Below are 22,749 nucleotides of genomic sequence, written 5' to 3'. Positions count from 1 at the left end.
GCTCAGAGCACCTCCCGAGGTAGGGTGAACGTCATTTCTTCTTCTGTCAGCGCGTTTTCCGCGACACTGACCGGACCCAATCCGCGAAGGGCCTCGACTGTTTCGGACACCAGACGCGGCGGCGCGGACGCTCCCGCGGTGAGCCCGATCCGCCCGGCACCGGCGAGCCGGCGCAGGTCGACGTCGCCGCAGCCGTCCACGAGCACCGCCGGGGTGCCCTGCCGTTCGGAGACCTCCACGAGCCGCCGCGAGTTGGACGAGTTCCCGGAACCCACCACCAGCACCAGATCGACGTCGCGGGCGATCGCGCGCAAGGCCTGCTGCCGGTTGGTGGTGGCGTAACAGATGTCGTCCTTGCGCGGCGAGGAAAGGCCGGGGAATCGTTCGCGCAGCACGGACGCGATCTCTTCGGCCTCGTCGAGCGCCAGCGTGGTCTGCATGGTGTAGGCGGTTCGCGACGGGTCGCGCACGGTGACCGTCCGGGCGGCTGCGACATCGCCGACGACCACCACATTGTCGGGCGCTTCCCCGACGGTTCCTTCGACCTCCTCGTGCTCGGCATGTCCAATGAGGAACACAGTCTCGCCGCGACCGGTGTAACGGCGGACCTCGTTGTGCACCTTGGTAACCAACGGACACGTCGCGTCCACTACGGACAGCCCGCGATCCGCTGCGGCACGCCGGACCGCCGGGGAGACTCCGTGGGCGGCGAACACCAGCGTCGCGCCTTCCGGAACTTCCTCCACCTCGTCCACGAACACCGCGCCGCGCCCTTGCAGTTGGTGCACGACGTGGGTGTTGTGCACGATCTGCCGACGCACGTACACCGGCGCGCCGTGCTTCTCCAGCGCACGCTCGACAATCTCGATCGCCCGCTCCACCCCGGCACAGAACGATCGCGGACTAGCCAGCAACACCGATCGCGGCCCCACGGCTTCAGCCCACGCAGTGATCGCGGGAGCGGCCCGGCGCAGACTCCGCAGCCCGGCGAGTCCATTCGAGACCGTCGAGGGACGCAGCAGCGGCGCACCGACAGTGTCCACAATGGCGCGTACCACAGCGAACGGTTCACCGTCCGCCGCAAGCCACGCGGATTCCATGTCGACCGCCAGCGCACCACTGGAAGCCAGCGAAGCGCGTTCCCGCTCCCGCACCACGTGCGAACTGCCGATCACGGGTCCGAGATGGACAGTGAGCCCGAGACGGCGCAACGCGCCCGCCAGCAACGGCGCGGACGGCACCGGCACCACTCCGGACGGACCGCGCACCTCGGTGGCGACCACCACGTCCCCCGGCCGTACCGACGGGGTGAGCCCGCCGCCGATCCCCGCGACGATCCGCGGTCCGGACGGGAGCCGGGCCGCAGCGGCGGCGGCCCGGCGAGGCCCGAGTCCGGTGTGGACCGTTCGCGGACCGGGACCGCGCAAGGCGGCCTGCTCGATCCGCAACGGGGTGCAGACGATCGGGGTCATGATCCGCCCCGTACGTACCGGCCGAGCGCGGACAGCGGGAACACCACGCGGTACAGGTGATACGACAGGTAGAAGTCGCCGGGGAATCCGGTTCCGGTGTGCTTGTCCTCGTCCCAGCCGCCGTCCGGCCGCTGCCGTTCGACCAGCCACTGGACGCCCCTCGTGGCCACAGTGGACTCCCGCTCCCCGGCAGCCAGCAGCGCCAGCAACGCCCACGCGGTCTGCGACGGCGTCGAGTCACCACGCCCGGCCCACGCCCGGTCGTCGTAGGACCGCAGATCCTCGCCCCACCCGCCGTCGTCGTTCTGGTGCTCGGCCAGCCACTTCACCGCACGCCGGATCCGCGGGTCAGCACCAGGGACCCCGGCGGCGACCAGCGCGGGCACCACCGCGCCCGTGCCGTACACGTAGTTCGCGCCCCACCGGCCGAACCACGAGCCGTCCTCTTCCTGGTTGTCCCACAGCCACCGGATCCCGCGACGGCATTCGCGGCTGCCGGATTTCCCTTCCGCGGCCAGCATTTCGACCACGTGCGCGGTCACGTCCGCCGAGGGTGGATCGATCACCGCGCCGAAATCGCAGAACGGCAGTCGGGTGGTGAGCACCTGCGTGTTGTCCGCGTCGAACGCGCCCCATCCGCCGTCGCTGGACTGCATCCCCTCCAGCCACGCGACGCTCCGGTCGACCGCCTCGCGGATCCGCAGGTGGTCCGGTTTGCCCATCCGCCGCAGCGCGAGCACCACCTCGGCGGTGTCGTCGGTGTCCGGATAGCCGTCGTTCGCGAACTCGAACGCGAACCCGCCCGGCTTCAGCGAGGGCCGCCGCACTGCCCAGTCGCCCGGCACCCGGATTTCCTCGCCCAGCATCCAATCCGCCGCGCGAACCAGGGTTTGGTCGCCGGGGGAGACGCCCGCGTCGAGCAGCGCGGTCATCGCCAACGCGGTGTCCCACACCGGAGATTGGCACGCTTCGAGGCGGCGCACCCAGCCCTGTTCGGTCTTCTCGCGGATGGTGAACCCGTCGAGCCCGGCGATCCCGGCCTTGAGCGCGGGATGGTCGAGCGAGTAGCCGAGCAGGTGCAGCGCGAGGATCGAGTACACCCACGGCGGCTGGATCCCGCCCCACGAACCGTCCGCTTCCTGCCGCGCGAGGATCCACTCCGCGGCCTGTTTGATCGCGAGCTTCCGCACCGGGTTGAGCGGCAGCTTCGCGTAGGCGTGGAGTGCGGTGTCGAGGTTCTGGAACACGCCGTCCCACGTCCACGGCGCGCGCATCTTCGGCGGACGCTTGCCGGTGCGCAATTCGGTGACATCGAACGGCAGCTTCCGCACCGGGCGCAGGGTGCCGACGATGGTGAGCGGCACGATGGTCTGCCGGGCCCAGCAGGCGAAGTCGTAGACGTTGAGCGGGAACCACGACGGCAGGAAGATCAGCTCGGGCGGCAGGCTCGGCAGGTCGTCCCACGACCACTGGCCGACCATCGCGAGCCAGATCCGGGTGAACACCCGCGTCGCCTCGATCCCGCCCTGCTCGCGGATCCACTCCGCTGCCGTGGCCAGCCACGGGGCGTCCGCCGGATCGCCGGCCAGCCGGAGCGCGACCCACGCCTCGACCGTGGTGGACAGGTCGGCCGGGCCGTCCGGGAAGTTCGCCCAGGTGCCGTCGGCGCGCTGCTGCGAGCGGATCCAGCGCGCGGACTCCTCGGCGATCTGCGGGGTGAGGATGCCGAGGAAGTGCCGCAGCAGCAGGTCCTCGGCGTCCATCGTGACGTTGGTGGCGAGTTCGCCCTTCCACCATCCGGCGCGGTCCTGCTCGCGGCGCAGGAACTCGACGGCCGCCGCGACAGTGTCCGAGGCGGTGCGGGCGGCGGGCGCGGACGTGCGGGGGACGGTCTGGGTCATCACGCTTCCCTTCCGGCGATGAAACGGGCGATCGAGACGAGGTCGTCGCGCGGGCCCGGCGGGACGGCGGCCAGCGCTTGCTCCGCGGCGGCGACGTGCCGCGCCGCTTCCGCGGCGGCCCACTCGCGGCCGCCCGCGTCGTCCACCAGCGCGGCGATCCGCGCGAGGTCGGTGTCGTCGTCTCCGGCGAGCCACTCCGCCAGCCGGCGGCCCGCCGCGCCGCCGTGCGTGGTCGCGTAGGTGATCGGCAGCGACTTCTTGCGCGCCCGCAGGTCGGAGTACACCGATTTCCCGGTGACCGCCGGATCGCCCCAGATGCCGAGCACGTCGTCGACGAGCTGGAACGCGAGGCCGATCTCCTCGCCGAACACCGCCAGCGCGTCGACCACCTCGGCGGGTGCACCGGCGAGCACCGCCCCGATCGCGGCGCTGGCGGACAGCAGCGCACCGGTTTTCCCGGCCGCCATCGTCACGCATTCGGCGAGCACGACGTCGTCGCGCTGCTCGAACGCGACGTCCAGGAACTGGCCGTGGATGAGCCGTCGCGTGGTCTCGGTGAGCAGCCGCCCGGCCGCGACCGCGTGCGGGGAACCGCTGTCCAGCACCACTTCCTGCGCGAGGGCGAGCATCGCGTCCCCGGTCAGGATCGCGCTCGCGGACCCCCACAGCGCCCACACCGTCGGCCGGTGCCTGCGCTCGGTGTCGCCGTCCATCAGATCGTCGTGGACGAGCGAGAAGTTGTGCACCAGTTCCACCGCGACCGCGCCGGGCACGCCCACTTCCACCGGGGCGCTCGCGGCCCGCGCGGACACCAAGGCGAGCGCCGAACGCACGGCCTTGCCGCCGTTGCCCTGGACCGGCACGCCGTTCGGGTCGGTCCAGCCGAGGTGGTAGGCGCTGATCGCGCGGCTGGTGTCGTCCAGCCGGTCGACGGCGGCGCGCAACGCTGGCTGCACGACGTCCCGCGCGCTGCCGAGCACCGGCGGCGCCGCTGAACGCGTTTTCTCGGCAGAAAACAGATTGGCGGTCATGCTCCGACTCCCTCCCTCTTACCGTTGTGCTGAAGAAGGGCGGCGGCCGCGGCTGCGCCACTGCGCGCGGCGCCCTCCATCGTGGCGGGCCATCCGGTCGCGGTCCACGCACCCGCCAGGTACAGCCCGGGCAGCGCGGTGCGCGCGGGCGGACGCAGCGAGGCGGTGCCGGGACCGGGCCGGAACGTCGCGTGCCGCTCGCGGGTGACGAAAAAGTCGAGCACTTGCGCGCCGCGTGCTTCGGGCAGCAGCGCCAGCAGCTCGGGCAGCAACTGTTCGCGGAGTTTCGCGGTGGGCAGGTCGATCTGCGCGTCCGCGGCGGACAGCGACATCGCGAGGTACTGCCCGGAGTCCAAACCGGACTGCCGCGTTCGGTCGAACACCCACTGCACCGGCGTGCGCACGCCCGCGACAAACGGTTCGTCGAGCACTTTCCGGTCGAGCACCACGTGCACGTTCACGATCGGCGAGCTGCCGAGCCCGCCGGACCAGCCCGGCGGCAGCCCGATCGCCCCGGCGGGCGCGAGCTGTTCGGTGACCGGCGGGGGAGTGGCGAGCACGACCTGGCTGAACTCCTCCTCGCCGCGATCGGTGACGACCCGCCAGCCTTCGCTGATCGCGCGCACCTTCGTGCCGAGCCGGACGTCCGCCCCCGCCTCGGTCAGCCGTTGGCGCGCCGGATCGCCGTGCAGTTCCCGCAACGGCACGAGCGACCAGCCGATGTCGGCGGCGGCCGGGTCGGTGAGCAGGCCCTCCTGGAACACTGTCGCGGCGAGACTGAGCGACGCGTCGTCGGCCGTCGCGTTCAGCGTTGCCACGCCGACCAGATCCCACAACGCTTCGATCGCCGCCGCGCTCTGTCCGTGCCGCCGCAGCCATTCCCCGAAGGACTGCCGGTCTGTGCGGTCCGCCTTCGGGTCCACCCGGCGCAACGCGAGCGCGGCGAGCGCGAACCGGGCCCGGTCGAGTGGACGCAGCGGGTCGTAGCGCAGCAGCGACGTGGCCAGGTGCAGCGGCGCGGGCAGGTCGTCGCGGCGCAGCCAGGTCGGCGCGGCCGCGCCCGGCAGGCGGATCGGGATTTCCAGCCGGGGCTGCAGCGTCACCCGGTCCGCGACGCCGAGCCGGTCCAGCAGCGCGCGATAAGCGGTGCAGCAGCGAAGGAACACGTGCTGTCCATTGTCGACCCGCAGCTCGCCGCGAGCGAAGGAATGCGTGAGCCCGCCCAGGTGCGGCCGCGCCTCGAACAGTGTCACCGGCCGGCCGGCGTCGGCGCAGGCGAGTGCGGCGGCGATGCCCGCGAGCCCGCCGCCGACCACCGCGACCGGGGCGGTCATCGGCCGATCCCGGTCAGCGCCCGGAACGCCACCACCGCCTTTTCCCGGCCGGACAACGAAAGCCTGCGGTCGAACACGCGCGCGGGCTGTTCGTCGATCCGGTCCAGCAGGGTGCGGTAGATGCCCGACATCGCGGTGCAGCACGCGGCGCTGCGACCGTCCAAAGAGGGCACCAGGCGGAGACCGCGGGAGTACCAGTCGCGGGCCCGCGCGGCGCTGTCGTGGATCAGCGCAGTGAGCCCGCCTTCCGGGTCGGCCAGCTTCCCGTCCGGTCCGACGGACAGTTCGACGCCGAACCGGTCGAGGTCCTCTTTGGGCAGATACACCCGGCCGTTGAGCAGGTCCTCGCGGATGTCGCGGAGGATGTTGGTCTGCTGCAAGGCAATCCCGAGCTCGTCGGCGTACACCGGCGCGTTCGGCTCCGGACGGCTGCCGAACACCCCGAGGCACAGCCGGCCGACCGAACCCGCCACGCACCGGCAGTACTCCACCAGTTCCTCGAACCGCACGTACTCGCGCCCGGTCACGTCCATCTCGACGCCGTCGAGCAGTTCCTCGAACGCGCCGAGCGGAATCGGGTACCGGCGCGCCGCGTCGGCGACCGCGACGTACACCGGATCCGCGGTCGCGGAAAGGTCGCCGAGCGATTTCCGGACCCCGGCGAGCCCCTGCAGCTTGGTCTCGGCGGACGCTTCGGTGTCGTCGCCGATGTCGTCGATGATCCGGGCCAGCGCGTACACCGCGCACAGTGCCGCGCGTTTGTCCGGCGGCAGCAACCGGATTCCGTAATAGAAATTGCGCGCCTGTTCCTTGGTGACCGCCGCGCAATGCGCGTAGGCCTCGTCCACAGTGCCCATTGCCGTCATCCGGACCGCCTCCTCGTGCCGACTTGCAGCCACCCCAGCCAACTCAGCAGCCCGGCCCGGCTCGGCCGGACCGGTGCGGACAGCACGTCGCCGCCGGTCGCGCGCAGCGCGTCGACCGCGGCGAGCCCGCCGGCGAGGAAGCCGCTCACCGCGAACCGCCCCCAGCCGGACAGGTGCCCCAGCAGATCCGCGCCGCCGCCCAGCAGGGCGGCGGCGCGGCCGGTTTCCCACCGCATCAGCGCTTTCATCCGGGGCGACGCGTGCGCGGCGCCCAATTCCTCCTCGGCGACGCCGAACTCGGCGAGATCCTCCTGCGGCAGGTACACCCGCCCGTTGCGGTAGTCCTCGCCGACGTCCTGCCAGTGCTCCACGAGCTGGAGCCCCGTGCAGATCCGGTCGGACAGCACCGCGGCGGCCGGGTCGGCCACCCCGAGCAGGTCGAGCACGATCCGCCCCACGGGGTCGGCGGAAAGCTGGCAGTACGCCAGCAAGTCCGCGAAGACCGGGTAACGGTGCACGCGCTGGTCTTGGATGTTCGCCTGGACGAGCCGCTGGAACGGTTCCTCGGTCAGCCGTCCGGCGCGGATCGCGGGGAGAAGTCCACGGACAGCGGGATCTTCCGGTTCCCCGTTGCCGAACGCGGCGGACAGGTCCGCCGAGAACGCCTCGAGCTGCGCGACCCGGTCGCCCTCGGCCTCGTCGCCCAGATCGTCCACAGTGCGCGCGACGGAATAGACCGCGACAAGGTCGGCGCGCAGCCGTTCCGGCAGCACCCGCAGGGCCACCGGAAAGTTTTCCGCGCGCCGTTTCTCTCGCAGTCCTGACGTATCCGGAGCGTGACGGACACCCGCTGTGGATCTCATCCTCGCCAGTGTCGCGCCCCCGGACGGGCGGCTTCTGCCGCCGGAAAGCGAATTTCGGTGGCTTCGACTTGGCACGAGAGGCCAAAGTGGGGCCAGGATGTCCCGAGGCGACCCGAGACCGCGGCCTGCGACGGAAGGACTCCCGGACACATGGGACCAGATCAGGTGACCCGGCTTGACGAACTGGAGACGGTGGTGACCCGCCGGCTGCCCGCCATGCTCAACGAGGTCCGCGACCAGCTCGCGGACGAGCACCCCGACTACGCGGAATTCCTGACCGAAGAACTCGCCGACCTCGTCGCCGCCAGCGCGGGATTCGTCCGGCGGCTGATCGACATGGCGGCCGACCCCGATGAGCGGCTGCCGGGGCTGGGGTCCGGCGTCGAGCAGACGGTGTTCGAGGAAATCGGGCGCGCGCAATACCAGCAGGGCAGGCGCGTCACGAGCCTGCTGTCGGCTTACCGGGTCGGCGCGCGCGTGGCGTGGCGGCACGTTTCGGAAGCCGCGCTCGATCTCGAGGTGCCCGCAGAACTGTTCGCCTCGCTCGCCACCACTGTGTTCGCTCTCGTGGACCAGCTTTCGGAATCGTCGCTGCGCGGTTACTTGCAGGAACAGTCGGACGCGGTGCGCGCTCGGGAACGGCTGCGCGACGAATTGACCGCGCTGCTGCTGTCCGACCGGGCGGACAAGGCCGCGGTGCGCGCGGCGGCGGCGCGTGCGGACTGGCGGTTGCCGAAGCACGCCGCGGTCGTGCTGGTGGAGGACGACAACGAGCTGGGCCGGGAATTGGTGTTCCGCCTCGAAGACAGCTGCCTGCGGCTGCGCAGGCCGGGTGTGGTCGTGGCGATCGTGCCGGACCCGGGCGGTCCCGGCAGGCGCGCGTGGCTGGCTCGCGCGCTGCGCGGCGGCGGCGCGGTGGTCGGCGCGACGGTGCCGCTCGACCGGCTCCCGGCCAGCCTGCGCATCGCCGAGGTGACCGCGCGGCTGCGCCGGGACCACCTGCTCAGCGACGATCCGGTGTTCGCCGACGAACACCTCGACGCGATCATCGTGCACCGCGACGACCGGCTGCTCGACGTGCTGCGAAGACAAGCCCTTGCCCCGCTTGACGAGCTGAACGAATCCGCGCGGGAACGGCTGTCCACCACGCTCACGTCGTGGCTGCTGCATCTGGGGGACCGCAAGGCGGTCGCGGAGGACCTGCACATCCATCCGCAGACGGTGTCGTACCGGCTCGGCCGGCTGCACGACCTGTTCGGGCCGTCGCTGGACGACCCGGCCGTGCGCGCGACGCTCGTGCTGGCGCTGGCCTGGGGACCGCCCGGCGAAGCGGACGAAACCGCCTGATCGGGGAATTTCCCTGATGCGGCAGTGCGGAGGACATGCTTGGGTCGCGTAAGCGGGGGTACCCCGGCGGGAACCGGGAGAGCCGCTCGCGAGGCGCCCGGGGAGGAGGTGTGCGTGGAGCCGTCAGCTTTCGGTGCCGAATCGCGCCGCGAGCGCGCGGTACAGGCCGGGTGCCGTGCCGCGCAGCGCGACGGGGATCCGCAGCCAGCGCGGCACGTAGTAATCGCCCGGATGCGCGGCGGCGCGCACCACGGCGGCGGCCACGCGTTCGGCACTCACCGGACGGGGCGTGCTGCGGGTGTAAGGACGGCCGCGACGTTCGAAGAATTCCGTGCGCACCACGCCGGGAACTACGATTCCGACGGTTACTTCGGTGCCGTGCAACTCGAATCGGAGGCTGTCGGCGAAAGCGTCCACACCGGACTTCGCCGCGGCGTACACGGCTTCCCCGGCGACGCCGGTGCGTCCGGCGATCGAGGACACGAAAACGATCTGCCCGCGGTCGCGTTCCAGCATCGCGGGGAGCAGTGCGCGCGTCAGGTCGAGCGGCGCGGTCAGGTTCACGGTGACGAGGTGTCGCAGCCGTTCCTCGGACAGTTCAGGCAGGGGACCGGCCCAGCCGAGACCGGCGTTGTTGACGAGCAGATCCACCGATCCGGTGACCGCCAGCGCGCGTTCGGCGAGCTCCGCCGCGGCGCCGGGCTCCGCGAGGTCGGCGGCGAGCGCGGTGCCGCCGGTTTCCTTCGCGAGGGCGGCCAGCCGGTCCTCGTTCCGGCCGTGCAGCAGCACGTGGACGCCGGAGCGGGCGAGCAGCCGCGCGGTGGCGGCGCCGATGCCCGACGACGCGCCGGTGACCAGCGCGGTGCGGGCCATCAGGCGGCGGGCAGCGCGGCCGGGCGGTGGCCCATGCGCAGCGTGATGCCCGCCGAGCGCAGCGAACGCCGGAACCACCACAGCGAACCGGCGATGGCCAGCCCGATGACCGAGTACGAGCCCGCGGTGCTGACCATGAGGAAGCTGCCGACCGTTTCCCGCGCGAGCATCAGCAGCGTCACGCCGCCGTTCACCGCGAAGACGAGTCCCCACAGCACCGAAACGCGCTGGAAGAACCGGCGCATTCCGGGGTGTCCGGAGAGCGAATCGGGGAATGCGCAGAAATCGCCCGCCAGCCGCGCGAGCAGCGGTTTGTTGAACGGCGCGGAGATCAGGAACAGGCTGGCGACGAGGAAATTCTGTAGAGTCGGCTGCAGGAAGTACAGGAATGCGCTGCCGGTGGCCAGGCCCAGCACAGTGCGCGCGACCAGCAGAGCCGTGGTCAGCAGCAGCACGGCGGGGATCTTCTTGCGCAGCGCGAGCCGGGTGCCGACCACGGCGACCGACCAGCACAGCGCGGCGATGACCCCGCTGTCGAAGCTCACCAGGGTCAGCAGGAGATAGAACAGGCCGGCCGGGACCAGCGTCGACTCGAGCAGGTGCCGGCCCCCGTCCACGACGAGATTGCGGAACGAGGGGAGGTCGATCGTATGGGGGTGTCGCATGCGGGTTCTGCTGCCTCCGGTGCCAACCGGGCGACTCGGCCTCGGACAAGGCTTGAGCATAAGCACGGCGGATGGGGACGGTGTGAGGTGAAGAGTCCGTGACAGTTACGGGGATGTCGCTGGTCGTGGCTGTCCCCGCCGCCGTCGCCGGCGCGGCGTGCATGGGACTCGCGAGCGCAGCGCAGGCCAGGGCGACCAAAGAGGTGGAAACCGGCAAACCGCTCGACCTGACGCTCTTCAAGCGGCTCGTCGGACGACCATTGTGGCTCATCGGGATCGCCGCGACCATCCTGGGGCTCGTCCTGCAGCTCGTGGCGCTCGCGTTCGGGCCGTTGCTGCTGGTCCAGCCGCTGCTCGTGACGTCGCTCATGTTCGCCGGCCTGGCGTCCGCGCGGCTGGAGCGCCGCCGCCCGGACCGCACGATGAGTGCCGGCGGCTTGCTGTGCGTGGCCGGGCTCGCCGCGTTCCTCGTCATCGCCCGGCCGAGCGGCAACAGCGAGACGCTCGTCAGCGGCGGCGACCTGCTGCCGCTCGGCATCGCGCTCGCGGTGGTCACGCTGGCGTCCCTTGTTGTTGCTGCGTCAACGAATTCCGGATCTTGGCGGGTGCTCGGGCTGGCTGTCGCGACCGGCGTGCTGTACGGCCTCACCGCCGGGCTGATGAAGGTGGTCGCGGGCCAGTTCCGGGCGGGGATCGACGAACCGTTCCGGCACTGGACGCTGTATCTGGTGTGCGTGGTGGGGCCATTGGGATTCCTGTTGAGCCAGAACACGTTTCAGCAGGGCCGGTACCTGACGCCCGCGCTCGCTGTCATTACTGCGCTGGATCCGCTGGTCGGCGTCGCGATCGGATTGTCGTGGATGGGCGAATCGGCCGACGGGAGGCCGCTCGCGCTGTTCGGCGAGGCGCTCGCCGGGCTGGTGATCGTGGTCGGGATCGCCCTGCTGTCGACCAGGGCGTCGCATTTGTCGGCGGAATCGGATATGCCGTCCGGCGAAGAGGAAACCGCATCGGAAGAACCCGGCGAACGGCCTGATTCGGACCCGGACGACGGGTACGGCCTCGCCGGGACCGCCTGTTAGCGAGAAGGGGGCAGCGTTGGAGCGCGTGCTGATCGTGTCCGCGAACATGGGGCAGGGGCACAACGCGACGGGGCGCGCGCTCGAGGACGCGATACGGCAGCGATGGCCGGACGCGACCGTGCGGTGGGTCAACGCGCTCGAACGGCTCGGTCCCGGTTTCGAGGGGCTTTTCCAGCGGATTTACGTCGCCAATGTGGAAAGCGTCCCGTGGCTGTACGAGTTCTTTTACGCCGCGATCTGGCGGATTCCGTGGTTCGCCGCCGCGTCCCGCTGGTTCACCGCCGCGTGGTGCGGCAGGCGGCTCGCGAAACCGATCGCCGAATTCGCGCCGGATCTGGTGCTGTCGACGTATCCGATGGGCACTGCGGGACTGGCTTGGCTGCGCCGCAAAGGGAAATTGCCGGCGCCGATCGGTGCGTGGGTTTCGGACTTCGCTCCGCATCCGTTCTGGGTTTACGGCGCGGCGGATCTCACCATGGTGATGCACGACGTCGCGGTCGCGCCCGCGCTGCGCTCGTCGCCGTCGGCGCACGTCGGGGTGTCCGCGCCGCCGGTGCGCGCGGTGTTCCGGCCAGGCGACCAGACCGCGGCGCGCCACGAACTGGGCTTGCCGCCGGACGCGTTCGTGCCGCTGGTTTCGTGCGGCTCACTGGGTTTCGGCGAGATCGAGACGACGGTGCGCGAACTGCTGGCGGCGGATCCGTCGGTGGCGCCGATCGCGATCTGCGGCCGCAACGACGCGGCGGCCGCCCGGCTGCGCGCCCTGGGCGAACCGCGGTTGCACGTAGTCGGGTGGACGGACCAGCCGGAGCGGTACACGCTGGCGGCGGACGTCGTGGTGACGAACGCGGGCGGGGCGACCTCGCTGGAGGCGCTGGCGTGCGGGCGCCCGGTGCTGATGCATCGCCCGATAGCCGCGCATGGCAAGGCGAACGCCCGGTTGATGGCCGCCGCCGGGCTCGCCCTGGTGTCCACAAAGGACGGTGAGCTGGCGGAGACCGTGCGCGGTCTGCTGGCGGAGCCGGAACGGCTCAAGGAGATGGCGGAAGCGGTCGCGCGGCATTGCGAAACGGCCACTCCGCTGGTGGAGGCGCTGGAATCGCTCGTTTCCGCGCCGCTGAACCCGCCAACGCAGCGGCTCCGGCCGGAGGACGCGCTGTTCGTGCACGTGGCCACGCCGGAGGTGCCGCAACAGGTCGGTGCGGTCTTGTTGTTCGATCCCAAGGCGGACGGCACACCGGTCACCCACGTGGACGCTGAGCATCTGCTCGCCGCGACCCCCGGCTTGCGAACGCGCTTGCTGCCCGGCAGCCGGTTATGGCGCGCACGGTGGCAGGAGGACCCGGGCCGGACGTCCGCGGACGTGCTGACTTCCGTGCGGATCGGCCCGGAAGCGCCGTTGGACGCGGCGTTGACGCGGGAGATGGACGCGTTCTTCTCGGAACCGGTGTCCCCGGAACATCCCGTGCGGGCCCGGCTGGTGACCGGGATCGAGGGGGAGCAGGGGGCGTTGCTGATCGCGCTGCACCACGCGGCGAGTGACGGGATCGCGGTGATCAGCGCGCTGGTGGGGCAGGCTCGGGGGAAAGAACCGTTGACGCCGGTGCCGGTGCCTCGGCGGCGGGGGTGGTGGCGTCGCCCCAATGTGGCATTGGGTGCATCTGACGCACCGAATGCCACATTGGGTGCGTCGGGCGCACGGGATGCCGCGTTGGGTGCGTCTGGCGTGCCGGATGCCGCGTCGGGTGCGTCTGGCGTGCCGAATGCCGCGTCGGGTGCGTCTGGCGTGCCGAATGCCACTTCGGGTGAGTCTCACGCATCGAACGCCGCGTTGGGTGCGTCTGACGCAGCGGACGCCACGTTGGGTGAGTCTCACGCGCCTAACGCCGCTTTGGGTGCGTCGGGCGCTGCGGATGCCGCGTTGGGTGAGTCTCATGCACCGAACGCCACTTTGGGTGCGTCCGGCGCACCGAATGCCGCGTTGGGTGCGTCGCATGCACCCAACGCCACATTGGGGCGCAATGGGTCCCACCCCGAGCGGAGTGCGGTGCGGGCGGCACTTGCCAGCCTGGCGGCACCGGTGCGCGCCGCGCTCGCTCGCGCGGCGAGCCCCGTGTGGCACCGGCTTGAGCGGCCAGCGGAACCGGCCAGTCGTTCCGGCACCGCCAAGTCCGCGCGCGCCAAGCCGAGCCAACGCAGCCAAGCCGCCGAGTTGGCGCGCGGCGTTTGGACTCTCGCCCGCGCTGGCGCCGCGCCCCGAGTCGGCTGGGACAAGCGGATCGACAGTCCTCGACGGCATTTCGCCCGGGCGCATCTCTCCGCCCCCGAAGTCCGCAAGGCCGCGCGCCGGGCGGGGGTGCCGACGACCAACCTCGTTCTCGCGCTCGTCGCCGAGGCCTTGCATCGCGAGCTGGGCGGGACCGCGCCGGAGCGGCTTCGGGTGCTGATTCCGATGTCGGTCCGCGACACCGGGACCTTCCGTCAGCTCGGCAACCACACCGGCGCGGCTTCGGTGGACCTGCCGACCGGCGCGATGTCGCTGTCGGAACGGGTGCGGGCGACCGACCGGATGCTGTCCGACCAGGTCGGCCACGGTGCGCCCCGCGCGGGCAACGCTGTCGTGCGCGTGCTCGGGATTCTGCCGCCGGCGCTGCATCGCCGGGCGGCCAAGCTCGTCTACCGCGGCACGTGGTTCAGCGTCATCGCCTCGGTGCTGCCCGGCGCTCGGTCGCCGGTGGTGCTCAACGGGGCGCTCGTCCGCACTGTCTACCCGGTCTTGTCGCTCGCTCCCGGAGTCCCGGTGGCGGTCGGCATCATGACGTGGGCGGACCGGTTCACCGTCTGCATCACGGTGCCCGCCGGACAAGAGGCGCGCGGGGACCGGCTGGCGGCTGCGGTCGTGGAGGCGTTCGGACGGGTGTAGTCACTGCGAGAAGTGCGTGCGCGGGCGGGGAAGAAGTTCGCCGTCGACTTCGATGTCCATCATCTCGTTGTAGAACGCCACGAGTCCGGCGATGGGCTGGACGGCCGCGGCCGGGTAGGCGTAGGTCCACGCGAGGTGCTCGTGCAGGACGTCGCCGACGCGGACGGACCAGTAGCCGGACGTCTCGCCCTTGTACGGGCAGGCGGTGACCATGCCGGGTTCGGCAACGAGATGCGTGAAATCGACTTCGGTGCGGTTGAAGTAATACCGGGTCGGGAGTCCGGTTTCGAACAGCAGCACCGGCGACGACGATTCCGCCAGCGTCACTCCGTTCAACCGCACGCGGACATGTCGCGTCGAGCGCAAAGCGTCCACTCGCGTGTACGGATTGCGCGGGTGGACGAAAACCTGTTCGTCCTCTTCGAACCAGGCGTCCAGCGCGTCCCAGTCGAACCGGACGTGTCCAGGTAGGACAGAGTCGTTTGCCCAAGCGGCAGCAGGCTTTTCGACCTCGCCGACGCGCAGCGAGAACCGCCCGTCGTCTCCGGAGACCAGTGCGCCGGGGAGAACGTCGTCGAGCGGGAAATAGAACTGCGGATAGTAGGGCCATTCCCAGACGTATTTGGCCCGCGTGCTGTCCGCAATGGTCTTCCCGGCGAGCACTCCGCGCACTCGCCGGGGGACCGGTTCGACGTGTCCGGCCTGGACTGCCGCCGCTGGGTAATCGGTCATCCGCGCTTCGGGAGTTTCCAGCCGGGGCGCGGGAAGTGGCAGGTGTAGCCGTGCGGATAACGCTGCAGGTAGTCCTGGTGCTCCGGCTCCGCCTCCCAGAAGTCGCCCGCCGCGGTGACCTCGGTGACGACCTTGCCGGGCCACAGTCCGGAGGCGTCGACGTCGGCGATGGTGTCTTCGGCGATCCGCTTTTGCTCGTCGGTGGTGTAGAAGATGGCGGAGCGGTAGCTGGTGCCGATGTCGTTGCCCTGGCGGTTCTTGGTGCTGGGGTCGTGGACCTGGAAGAAGAACTCCAGCAGGGCGCGGAAGTCGGTCTGCTCCGGGTCGTAGGTGACCTCGATGGTTTCGGCGTGGGTGCCGTGGTTGCGGTAGGTGGCGTGGGGGACGTCGCCGCCGCTGTAGCCGACGCGGGTCGCGGTCACGCCGGGCTGGTGGCGGAACAGCTCCTCCATGCCCCAGAAACATCCGCCGGCCAGGATCGCTTTTTCCGTCATTTCCTTCTCTCCCATCGGGGATTCCGTGTACAGGATGACGCCGCGGAGCCGGTCGCTATTCCGGTGGCCGGGGGCCCGGTCAGAACTCCGTAATATCTCCCTCCGCCGCGGCCGCGACGAACAGGTCCAGCAGCGTCCGCAGGGCCTGCGACGACGGGCGCTTCGCGGAGACGACGACGGTGAGCGGCCAGGTCAGCGACGTGTCGGCGAGCGGGATCGACACGACGCCCGGATGGTCCAGCCGGGCGGTGCCGGGCAGGACGGCGACGCCGAGCCCGGCGGCGACGTAGCGCGGCACCGTCCGCAGGTCGGCGACCTCGGCGGTCACCCGGCGCGTAAGCCCGAGCGCGGCGAACTCCCGGTCGACCGCCAGCCGGTTCCCGAAGCCGCGCGGGCAGTCGACGAACAGTTCGCCGTCCAGCTCCGGCAGCCGGACCTGCTCGCGTCCGGCGAGCGGATGGCTGTCCGGCAGCACGGCGTAGTACGGCACGCTGGCCAGCTGCGTCGCGTCGAGGCCGCCCAGTTCGGCCCGGGAGAGGCCGAGCAACGCGACGTCGAGCCTGCCGTGACGGACGTCGTCGGCGAGGCCGGACGAACCGGTGAGGGACACCGTCAGATGCAGGTCGACCAGCGGGTGCCTGCGGTGGAACGCGCCGAGCAGCACCGGCAGATCGAACGCGTTCATGCTGGTCAGCGTGCCGATCCGGAGGCTTCCGCGCAGACCGGCGGACGCCTGCTGCACCACCTCGCGCGCCCGCTCCACCGATTCCAGCGCGGCTTTCGCCTCGGGCAGGAAGAGCGCGCCCGCGGTTGACAGCGCGACCCGGCGGGTAGACCGGTCGAACAGCGTCGCGCCGAGGTCGGTCTCCAGCGCGCGGATCGTCGCCGAGACCGTGGACTGCGTGGCGAACAGCCGCTGGGCCGCCCGCGTGAAGCTCAGCTCCTCGGCGACCGCCACGAAGTACTCCAGCTGCCGCGTCTCCATGTCCCAATTATCGCGGATCACGATAACTATGACCAACACTTTTCGTTGGACTTGATGAGTGGGGCGGGGGATCGTTTCAGGGGTAGGTTCCCGCTTGGAAGGTCGACATGGTCACCACAGCTCCGCCCGCTCTCACCGCCCCGGCCGGATGGCGCGTCAGCCACGGCTGGGGGTTCCGGATCATCGCTTTCGCGTTCGCCGCGTGCCTCGCGTTTTCCACCGTGCCCACCCCGCTGTACGCGCTCTACCAGCAGCGGGACGGGTTCCCGACGTTCCTGGTCACCGTCATTTTCGCGGCGTACGCGGTCGGCGTGATGGCCAGCCTCTACCTCGCCGGGCACGTCAGCGACTGGCTCGGCCGCCGCCGCGTGATCCTCGCTTCGACGCTCGCCGAGGCCCTGTCGGCGGTGTTGTTCCTGCTCTGGCCGGAGGTCCCGGGCCTGCTGATCGCGCGGTTCGTCTGCGGCGTGGGCATCGGCGCGCTGACGGCCACCGCCACCGCGCACCTGTCCGAGCTGCGGGCGGTGACCCGGCCGGACCAGGACCTGGGCCGCTCCGGCTTGATCGCCACCGTGGTGAACATGGGCGGCCTCGGGCTCGGCCCGGTGGTCGGCGGCGTCTTCGCGCAGTACATCGACGGCCCGCTGACCAGCACGTTCGTCGTGTTCCTGGTGGTGTTGCTGGTGGCGGCGTTCGCGGTGTGCCTGGTGCCGGAGACCGTCGAACGGCGCGAGGAGCGCCCGGCTTACCGGCCGCAGCGCGTGTCGCTGCCCGCCGGGGCGCGGCCGGCGTTCGTCGGCGCGGCGATCGGGGTGTTCGCCGCGTTCGCGATCACCGGGCTGTTCATGTCGCTCGCGCCGACCCTGCTCGCCGAAGGCCTGCACGAGCACAGCCGGATGCTCGCCGGGGTCACCGCGGGCTCGATGCTGGGTGCGGCGGCGGTGGCGCAGGTGGTCTTCGCGTCGATGGCGTCGCGGGCGCAGCTGCGACTGGGTTTCGTGTTGATGCCGATCGGGCTGGCGGTGCTTTCGGCGGCGGCGCTGCTGCCCTCGCTGGCGCTGTTCCTGGCGGGCTCGGTGATCGCCGGGAGCGGGATGGGGCTCGGCTTCCGCGCCGCGGTCGGGACGGTGGCGGCGCTGGCTGATCCGCTGTCCCGGGGCGAGGTGCTGGCCGGGATCTTCCTGGCGGCTTACGCCGGGCTCGTGGTGCCGGTGCTGCTGGTCGGGATGACGCTGCTGTGGGTGCCGAGCCCGCTCGCGCTGGTCGGCTTTTCGGCGGCGGAGCTGGTGCTGCTGGGGTTCTCGGCTTGGCGGGTGCTGCGGACCGCTTGAGCCGCCGGAAGTCCGTGAAGGGCTCCTTGAGGGAATCTGGTTCCCGCAAGGAGCCCTTCACGGACAGTGGCCCGGGTCAGGCGACCTCGGTGGAGCGGGTCCGGGCGGCGCGGGCGCTCCACCGGCCGTCGTGGCGGTCCACGCGGATCGGGTGGCCGAACGCCCGGCTGATGCTGGCCGTCGTCACCGCCTGGTCGATCGGCCCGGACGAAACCACCGAACCGTCCGCGATCAGCAACGCGTGCGTCGTCGTTTCCGGCAGTTCTTCCAGGTGGTGGGTGACCACGATGGAGGCGAGCCGGGGATGGGTCCGGGTGAGCAGGTCGATCGTTTCGAGCAGCTGCTCGCGGGCCGCGACGTCCAGCCCGGTGGACGGCTCGTCGAGCAGCAGCAGCCGGGGGTCGCTGATCAGCGCGCGGGCGATCAGGGCGCGGCCGCGTTCGCCTTGCGACAGCGTCGGCCAGCGTTCGCCCGCCTTGCCGGCCAGGCCGAGCAGGTCGACGAGTTCGTCGGCCTGGGCGAGCTGCGCGGCGGTGGGCTGCCAGCGCGGCGGCGTGTCGATGCTCCCGGTGACGCCGGTCAGCACGACCTCCCGGATGGTGAGCGGCGAACGCAGCGGATGCCGCGGGTCGACGTGCCCGATGCTGCGGCGCAGCGCCTGCAGTTCAACGCGGCCGAGCCGTCCGCCGAGGACGTCGACGGTGCCTGTGGTCGGATGCGTGACCGCGCCGCAGAAACCGAGGATCGTGCTTTTGCCGGCGCCGTTCGGGCCGAGCAGCGCCCAGTGTTCGCCTGCTCGCACGGTCAGGTTCACGCCGTGCAGGATTTCCTTGCCCTGCCTGCGGAACACGACGTCGGTCAGCTGCAGCACGACCTCGCTCACGAAAGTGCCTCCTTCAAGGCGGTCAGGTGCGCCCGGCTCAGTTCCGCGGCGGCGGACGCATCCTTGTCCGCGATCGCCTCGACGAGCGCCAGGTGCGCGGCTTGGTCTTCTTCCGGGGCGGTGATCGGCCGGGCGCGCAGCATGTCCGTCATGGCGCGGTGGATTCGCGGGACGAAACTGTCGAACAATTCGATCAGCACGTCGTTGTGCGCGGCGACGAGCACGGTGCGGTGGAACGCGGTGTCGGTGTCCACCAGGCGTTCGACGTCCGGGTCGCCGATCGCGCGGGCGGCGAGCGCGCGGCGGATCGCGCGTAGGTCCGTCGGCGTCCGCCGGTGCGCGGCGAGGGCGGCGGCTTCCGCTTCGATGGCGATGCGCGCCTCGATCACCGCGCCGACGGTCGCGCGGCGCAGCACCGCGTCCCAATCCTCGGCGACGTCCAGCGCGGTCACGAAAACCCCGGAACCCTGGCGGGAATCCAGCACGCCTTTGCCCGCCAATTCGCGGATCGCCTCGCGCAGCGTCGACCGGCCGACGCCCAGTTGCGCGGCCAAAGTCGTTTCCCCGGGCAATTTGTGGCCGAGCGGCCATTCGCCGGCGCGAATGCGTCCGAGAAGGACTTCGGCGGCCTGCGCGGCGAGCGGGTGCCGGTGCACGAGAGGGGGCATCGGAGGGCTTTCTGGTCGGACGGGGCGGCAGGAGCGAGGCTACTGCGGGACATTCTTCCGGCGGGGTGTCGAGTGTGGAGCGTCACTAGTCTACTTGTCTGAGGAGTCGGGGATTTTCTGACCCGTTCGGGTGGGTTACGGTGTTTCGAGTGCCGTATTCTGCCCGGTCCGGGTGAGGATCGGCCGCATGCGTGCCAGGAAAATGGCCGTCGTCGGCGGAGCGATCGCCGCGGCGGTGTGTGCGGTGGCGTTCGTGGCCGGTCCGGGCGCGAGCGCCGCTCCGCTGCCAGGGGGATTGGGCCCGTGCGTCGGCGACGCCTGCCCGGAGAAGTACCCGCCGGTCAACAACGGGCCGTTCGCGGGACGGGACAACGGCATCAACGTCTTCGCCGGCGGCGATTTCCTCGTGCGCGAAGGCGCGGCCGAGGCCGAGGGCCGGGTCGTCGTGCTCGGCGGGTTCGACATGGCGAAGCGGGCCGGGGCGTCCGCGGTCTACAACGTCGGCATCGCGGGCGTCGGCTCGCGCGTGCCCCCGCCGGACGGCGCCGATTTCCTCACCACCGGCAAGAACGTCACCGTCGCGCCGAACCAGCGGCTCCTCGCAGACGGCGGCGTCGTGCGCTACGGCGGCACCGTCACCGGGACCGTGACCGGCACGCTGAAGCAGGACCCGAACGCGGCGGACCCGTACAAACAGCTCCGGCCGCAGCTGCAGGAAGCCAGCACCTGCTACAGCAAATCCGCGGCGACCGGGACGGCGAAGAACGAGGGCTACCGCACGCTGTTCACCGGAGACGGGAAGTCCGCGCTGCAGGTGTTCAACGTCGACTTCGACCTCACCAACCGCGGCGGAGGCATGCAGGGCCTGGAATTCGCCGGCATCCCGGCGGGCGCGACGGTCCTGGTGAACCTCGTCGGCGGCAACCGGGTGATCAACACCTACACCGGCGACCTCGCCGACCAGGACCCGATCAACCACCTGCGCGAGAAGCTGCTGTGGAACTTCCCGGACGCGTCGAAGGTGAAGATCGCCGGGCAGGCGCAGTTCCAGGGCAGCGTGCTGGTCGGCAACCCGGCCAGCGACACGACAGTCACCGCCTCGGGCACCAACGGCCGGTTCTTCACCGCGGGCAACCTGCTGCACACGTCGGAGGGCGCTGCAGGCGGGCAGGAGTTCCACGCTTATCCGTTCACTGGCGATCTGCCGGATTGCGACGCTCCGACTACTAGTTCGACGGCGCCGACGAGTGCGACTAGCTCCAGCACCACGACGTCGAGCACGGAGCCGACGAGCACGACTTCGTCCAGCACTACGACGTCGACTGAGCCGACGAGCTCGACTTCTTCCACGACGACTGAGCCGACGAGCAGCACGTCGTCCAGCACGACTTCGTCGAGTGCCACCTCGACCAGCTCCACCACGACCTCGACCAGCCCGTCGGAGACGTCTTCCTCGACCGCGCCGACGTCCTCGAGCTCACAGCCGACGTCCTCGTCCGGCACCACGAGCCCGACGACGTCCAGCTCGTCGTCGGAAGCCCCGGCCCCGATCACGACCACGAGCGACAACTCCGGCGGCGTGGCCCCGGGAACCGGCCCGTCCGACCAGGGCCCGCTCGCGTCGACCGGCGCGGACATCCGCGGCTACCTGATCGGAGGCGGCGCGCTGCTGCTCATCGGCGGTGCGCTGGTGGCGGCAGTGGCGGTGCGCCGCAAGCGCTCCTGACGAACGCCGTGAAGGGCTCCTTGAGGGAATCTGAGTCCCGCAAGGAGCCCTTCACGGACAGTCGGCCCGGGCGGCCGCGAGGTTCGTGGGGGACTCCGGCGGCAGCCGTGGAGCGGGAGAAATCCTCGCCGTAGGAAGGTCCGTGAGGGATCCCCTGAGGGAATCAGATTCCCTGAGGGGTCCCCTCACGGCGTTTGGCGCGAGGTGTTCCGAGGCGGGGCGTTCGGCGGCGGTGGGGAGTTGCGTGGCGAGTGTTCGGCGGTGGGGTGTTCCGTGACTGGCGGCCAGCGATAGGAAACTCCGTAACAGGGGAGCGGGGCTAGCGAGCAGCGGGCGTGCGTGAAGCGCGGTACTCAGCAGCCCGCGCCTCGTAAGCGCGGAGTTCTTCCTCCCGATCCGGAACGTCCTGCGCGCCACCCTCCGGCTGGTCGGCGAAGAAGCCGCGCAGTGCGGCGTTCGCGGAGGCGGCGAGGTGACCGGTCCGGGCGAACATCGCGGTCTCGTAGCGGGTCAACGCGGCTTCGACATCCGGCTCCTCGTGCAGTGCGTGCGCCAATTCCGCACCGTCGAGCAATGCCAGGTTCGCGCCGTGCCCGCCGAACGGGGCCATTGCGTGTGCGGCGTCGCCGATTGCGGTGATGCCGGGGACACGTTCCCAGGTCAGGGGAGCGGGCAGCGCGGTGAACGCGCGTGCCACGTAATCGCCGTCGTTGTCGGTCAGCAGCGGGAGCACCTTCGAACCCCAGCCGCGGAATTCGCGCAGCAGGTAATCGCGGACCGACGTGCGGTCAGTCAGGTCGACGCCTTCCCGTGCGGCCCAGTCCTCTTCGGCGCGGAAAGCCACGTAGCCGCGGATCACCCCGTTGCTGTTGCGCTGCACGATCACTGCGCGGCCGGCGCCGTCAGCGGTGAACAGTTGTCCGTTGCCCACCAAGGCCGCGATTTCCGGGTGCCGGGTTTCGACGTCGTCGAATCGGACGTCCAAAAAGGACACTCCGAGGTATTCCGGATGGGCGTCGGTGAGTCGGCGGCGCACCTTTGACCAGGTGCCGTCCGCGCCGATTACGACGTCGGCGTCCACTGTGGAGCCGTTGGCGAAGTGCAAGCGGTGGACGCCGTTTTCGGTGGTCAGGTCGGTGAGTTTGTGTCCCCAGTGGACGGTGCCGGGTGCGAGCCGCTCGTACAGCATCCTGCGCAGCTGGCCGCGGTCGATTTCCGGGGCGGCGGTGTCGTCGTCGGTGGGGGTGAACTGCTTCAGCAGGGTTCCGTGGTGGTCGCGTCTGGTCATGGCTTGGCCTTCGACGCGGGCCAGTTCGTGGAAGGCCGGCAGCAGCCCGGCGTCTTCCAGGGCGATCTGGCCGCTGTCGGCGTGCAGGTCGAGCGTGCCGCCGGGATCTCGCGAGTCCACGGCGGTGTCGGCGTCGTACACGGTCGCGGCGATGCTGTGGCCGTGCAGGACGTGCGCGGCGAGCAGCCCGCCCGGGCCGCCGCCGACGATGGCGGTGCGCGGTGTCTCGTTCATGGTCTTCCCCTCTCGTGCCGGTGTGGTCTGGCATCGAGCATAGGTGCAACC

19 protein-coding genes are annotated in these 22,749 nt (G+C 70.9%); 5 read left to right on the top strand and 14 right to left on the bottom strand.

Annotated features, from left to right (window positions below):
- Nucleotides 1-2: 2 nt before the first annotated feature.
- Genes ispH through hpnC form a run of 6 tightly spaced genes read right to left on the bottom strand, consistent with a single transcriptional unit; the run spans nt 3 to nt 7,467 of the window.
- A complete protein-coding gene (gene ispH, locus WA670_RS24595; RefSeq protein ID WP_336158990.1) occupies nt 3-1,472 on the bottom strand; it encodes a 4-hydroxy-3-methylbut-2-enyl diphosphate reductase in 1,470 nt (489 codons plus the stop codon).
- Nucleotides 1,469-3,373 carry a squalene--hopene cyclase gene (shc, locus tag WA670_RS24590; RefSeq protein WP_336158989.1) on the bottom strand — a complete coding sequence of 635 codons (1,905 nt, stop codon included), beginning with the start codon at nt 3,371-3,373 and terminating at the stop codon, nt 1,469-1,471. Before shc ends, ispH begins: the two co-directional genes overlap by 4 nt.
- Nucleotides 3,373-4,404: a polyprenyl synthetase family protein gene (locus tag WA670_RS24585; protein WP_336158988.1), complete on the bottom strand. Its 1,032-nt coding sequence runs from the start codon at nt 4,402-4,404 to the stop codon at nt 3,373-3,375. The genes shc and WA670_RS24585 overlap by 1 nt, the downstream gene beginning before the upstream one ends.
- Nucleotides 4,401-5,738, bottom strand: a complete 1,338-nt coding sequence (gene hpnE, locus WA670_RS24580) for a hydroxysqualene dehydroxylase HpnE (RefSeq protein ID WP_336158987.1) — start codon at nt 5,736-5,738, stop codon at nt 4,401-4,403. Before hpnE ends, WA670_RS24585 begins: the two co-directional genes overlap by 4 nt.
- Nucleotides 5,735-6,595, bottom strand: a complete 861-nt coding sequence (hpnD, locus tag WA670_RS24575; RefSeq protein WP_107051225.1) for a presqualene diphosphate synthase HpnD — start codon at nt 6,593-6,595, stop codon at nt 5,735-5,737. The genes hpnE and hpnD overlap by 4 nt, the downstream gene beginning before the upstream one ends.
- A gap of 5 nt (nt 6,596-6,600) precedes the next feature.
- Nucleotides 6,601-7,467 carry a squalene synthase HpnC gene (gene hpnC, locus WA670_RS24570; RefSeq protein ID WP_442893124.1) on the bottom strand — a complete coding sequence of 289 codons (867 nt, stop codon included), beginning with the start codon at nt 7,465-7,467 and terminating at the stop codon, nt 6,601-6,603.
- A 150-nt stretch (nt 7,468-7,617) separates the two neighbouring features.
- On the opposite strand from hpnC, the gene WA670_RS24565 reads away from it, so the two are divergent.
- Nucleotides 7,618-8,814 (top strand): PucR family transcriptional regulator, encoded by a 1,197-nt coding sequence (locus tag WA670_RS24565; RefSeq protein WP_051729736.1) that lies wholly within the window; start codon nt 7,618-7,620, stop codon nt 8,812-8,814.
- 123 nt (nt 8,815-8,937) lie between these two features.
- Here the strand turns inward: WA670_RS24565 and WA670_RS24560 are convergent, their stop codons facing one another.
- Together WA670_RS24560 and WA670_RS24555 are read right to left on the bottom strand one after the other, a co-directional pair.
- Entirely contained in the window at nt 8,938-9,687 is a 750-nt protein-coding gene (locus tag WA670_RS24560) for an SDR family NAD(P)-dependent oxidoreductase (protein ID WP_336158985.1), read from the bottom strand.
- Nucleotides 9,687-10,352: a VC0807 family protein gene (locus WA670_RS24555; protein WP_037819429.1), complete on the bottom strand. Its 666-nt coding sequence runs from the start codon at nt 10,350-10,352 to the stop codon at nt 9,687-9,689. The genes WA670_RS24560 and WA670_RS24555 overlap by 1 nt, the downstream gene beginning before the upstream one ends.
- Before the next feature lie 98 nt (nt 10,353-10,450).
- Between WA670_RS24555 and WA670_RS24550 the strand changes: the two genes are divergently transcribed.
- Entirely contained in the window at nt 10,451-11,434 is a 984-nt protein-coding gene (locus WA670_RS24550) for a DMT family transporter (RefSeq protein WP_235146774.1), read from the top strand.
- A 16-nt stretch (nt 11,435-11,450) separates the two neighbouring features.
- Nucleotides 11,451-14,357, top strand: a complete 2,907-nt coding sequence (locus WA670_RS24545) for an MGDG synthase family glycosyltransferase (protein ID WP_442893123.1) — start codon at nt 11,451-11,453, stop codon at nt 14,355-14,357.
- Here WA670_RS24545 and WA670_RS24540 read toward each other — a convergent pair whose 3' ends face one another.
- The 3 genes from WA670_RS24540 to WA670_RS24530 form a co-directional block, all read right to left on the bottom strand.
- A complete protein-coding gene (locus tag WA670_RS24540; RefSeq protein WP_336158984.1) occupies nt 14,358-15,089 on the bottom strand; it encodes a DUF427 domain-containing protein in 732 nt (243 codons plus the stop codon).
- Entirely contained in the window at nt 15,086-15,583 is a 498-nt protein-coding gene (msrA, locus tag WA670_RS24535) for a peptide-methionine (S)-S-oxide reductase MsrA (RefSeq protein ID WP_043833708.1), read from the bottom strand. Before msrA ends, WA670_RS24540 begins: the two co-directional genes overlap by 4 nt.
- Before the next feature lie 79 nt (nt 15,584-15,662).
- Nucleotides 15,663-16,568, bottom strand: a complete 906-nt coding sequence (locus WA670_RS24530; protein ID WP_037819436.1) for a LysR family transcriptional regulator — start codon at nt 16,566-16,568, stop codon at nt 15,663-15,665.
- Between the two features lie 107 nt (nt 16,569-16,675).
- On the opposite strand from WA670_RS24530, the gene WA670_RS24525 reads away from it, so the two are divergent.
- Nucleotides 16,676-17,899 carry an MFS transporter gene (locus tag WA670_RS24525; protein WP_336158983.1) on the top strand — a complete coding sequence of 408 codons (1,224 nt, stop codon included), beginning with the start codon at nt 16,676-16,678 and terminating at the stop codon, nt 17,897-17,899.
- A gap of 76 nt (nt 17,900-17,975) precedes the next feature.
- On the opposite strand, the gene WA670_RS24520 is transcribed toward WA670_RS24525, so the two are convergent.
- Both WA670_RS24520 and WA670_RS24515 read right to left on the bottom strand, forming a co-directional pair.
- Nucleotides 17,976-18,782 carry an ABC transporter ATP-binding protein gene (locus WA670_RS24520; protein ID WP_134734599.1) on the bottom strand — a complete coding sequence of 269 codons (807 nt, stop codon included), beginning with the start codon at nt 18,780-18,782 and terminating at the stop codon, nt 17,976-17,978.
- A complete protein-coding gene (locus WA670_RS24515) occupies nt 18,779-19,450 on the bottom strand; it encodes a FadR/GntR family transcriptional regulator (protein WP_336158982.1) in 672 nt (223 codons plus the stop codon). The genes WA670_RS24520 and WA670_RS24515 overlap by 4 nt, the downstream gene beginning before the upstream one ends.
- A 187-nt stretch (nt 19,451-19,637) precedes the next feature.
- On the opposite strand from WA670_RS24515, the gene WA670_RS24510 reads away from it, so the two are divergent.
- Nucleotides 19,638-21,176 carry a choice-of-anchor A family protein gene (locus tag WA670_RS24510; RefSeq protein WP_336158980.1) on the top strand — a complete coding sequence of 513 codons (1,539 nt, stop codon included), beginning with the start codon at nt 19,638-19,640 and terminating at the stop codon, nt 21,174-21,176.
- A 319-nt stretch (nt 21,177-21,495) separates the two neighbouring features.
- Here the strand turns inward: WA670_RS24510 and WA670_RS24505 are convergent, their stop codons facing one another.
- Nucleotides 21,496-22,698, bottom strand: a complete 1,203-nt coding sequence (locus WA670_RS24505) for an FAD-dependent oxidoreductase (RefSeq protein ID WP_336158979.1) — start codon at nt 22,696-22,698, stop codon at nt 21,496-21,498.
- Between the last annotated feature and the right edge of the window lie 51 nt (nt 22,699-22,749).

Source organism: Amycolatopsis sp. VC5-11 (assembly GCF_037034185.1).
In the GTDB taxonomy this organism is placed as follows: Bacteria; Actinomycetota; Actinomycetes; order Mycobacteriales; family Pseudonocardiaceae; genus Amycolatopsis; species Amycolatopsis nivea.
Note: the sequence above shows the minus strand (reverse complement) of the source record. Positions and strands in the feature narration are given on the sequence as shown.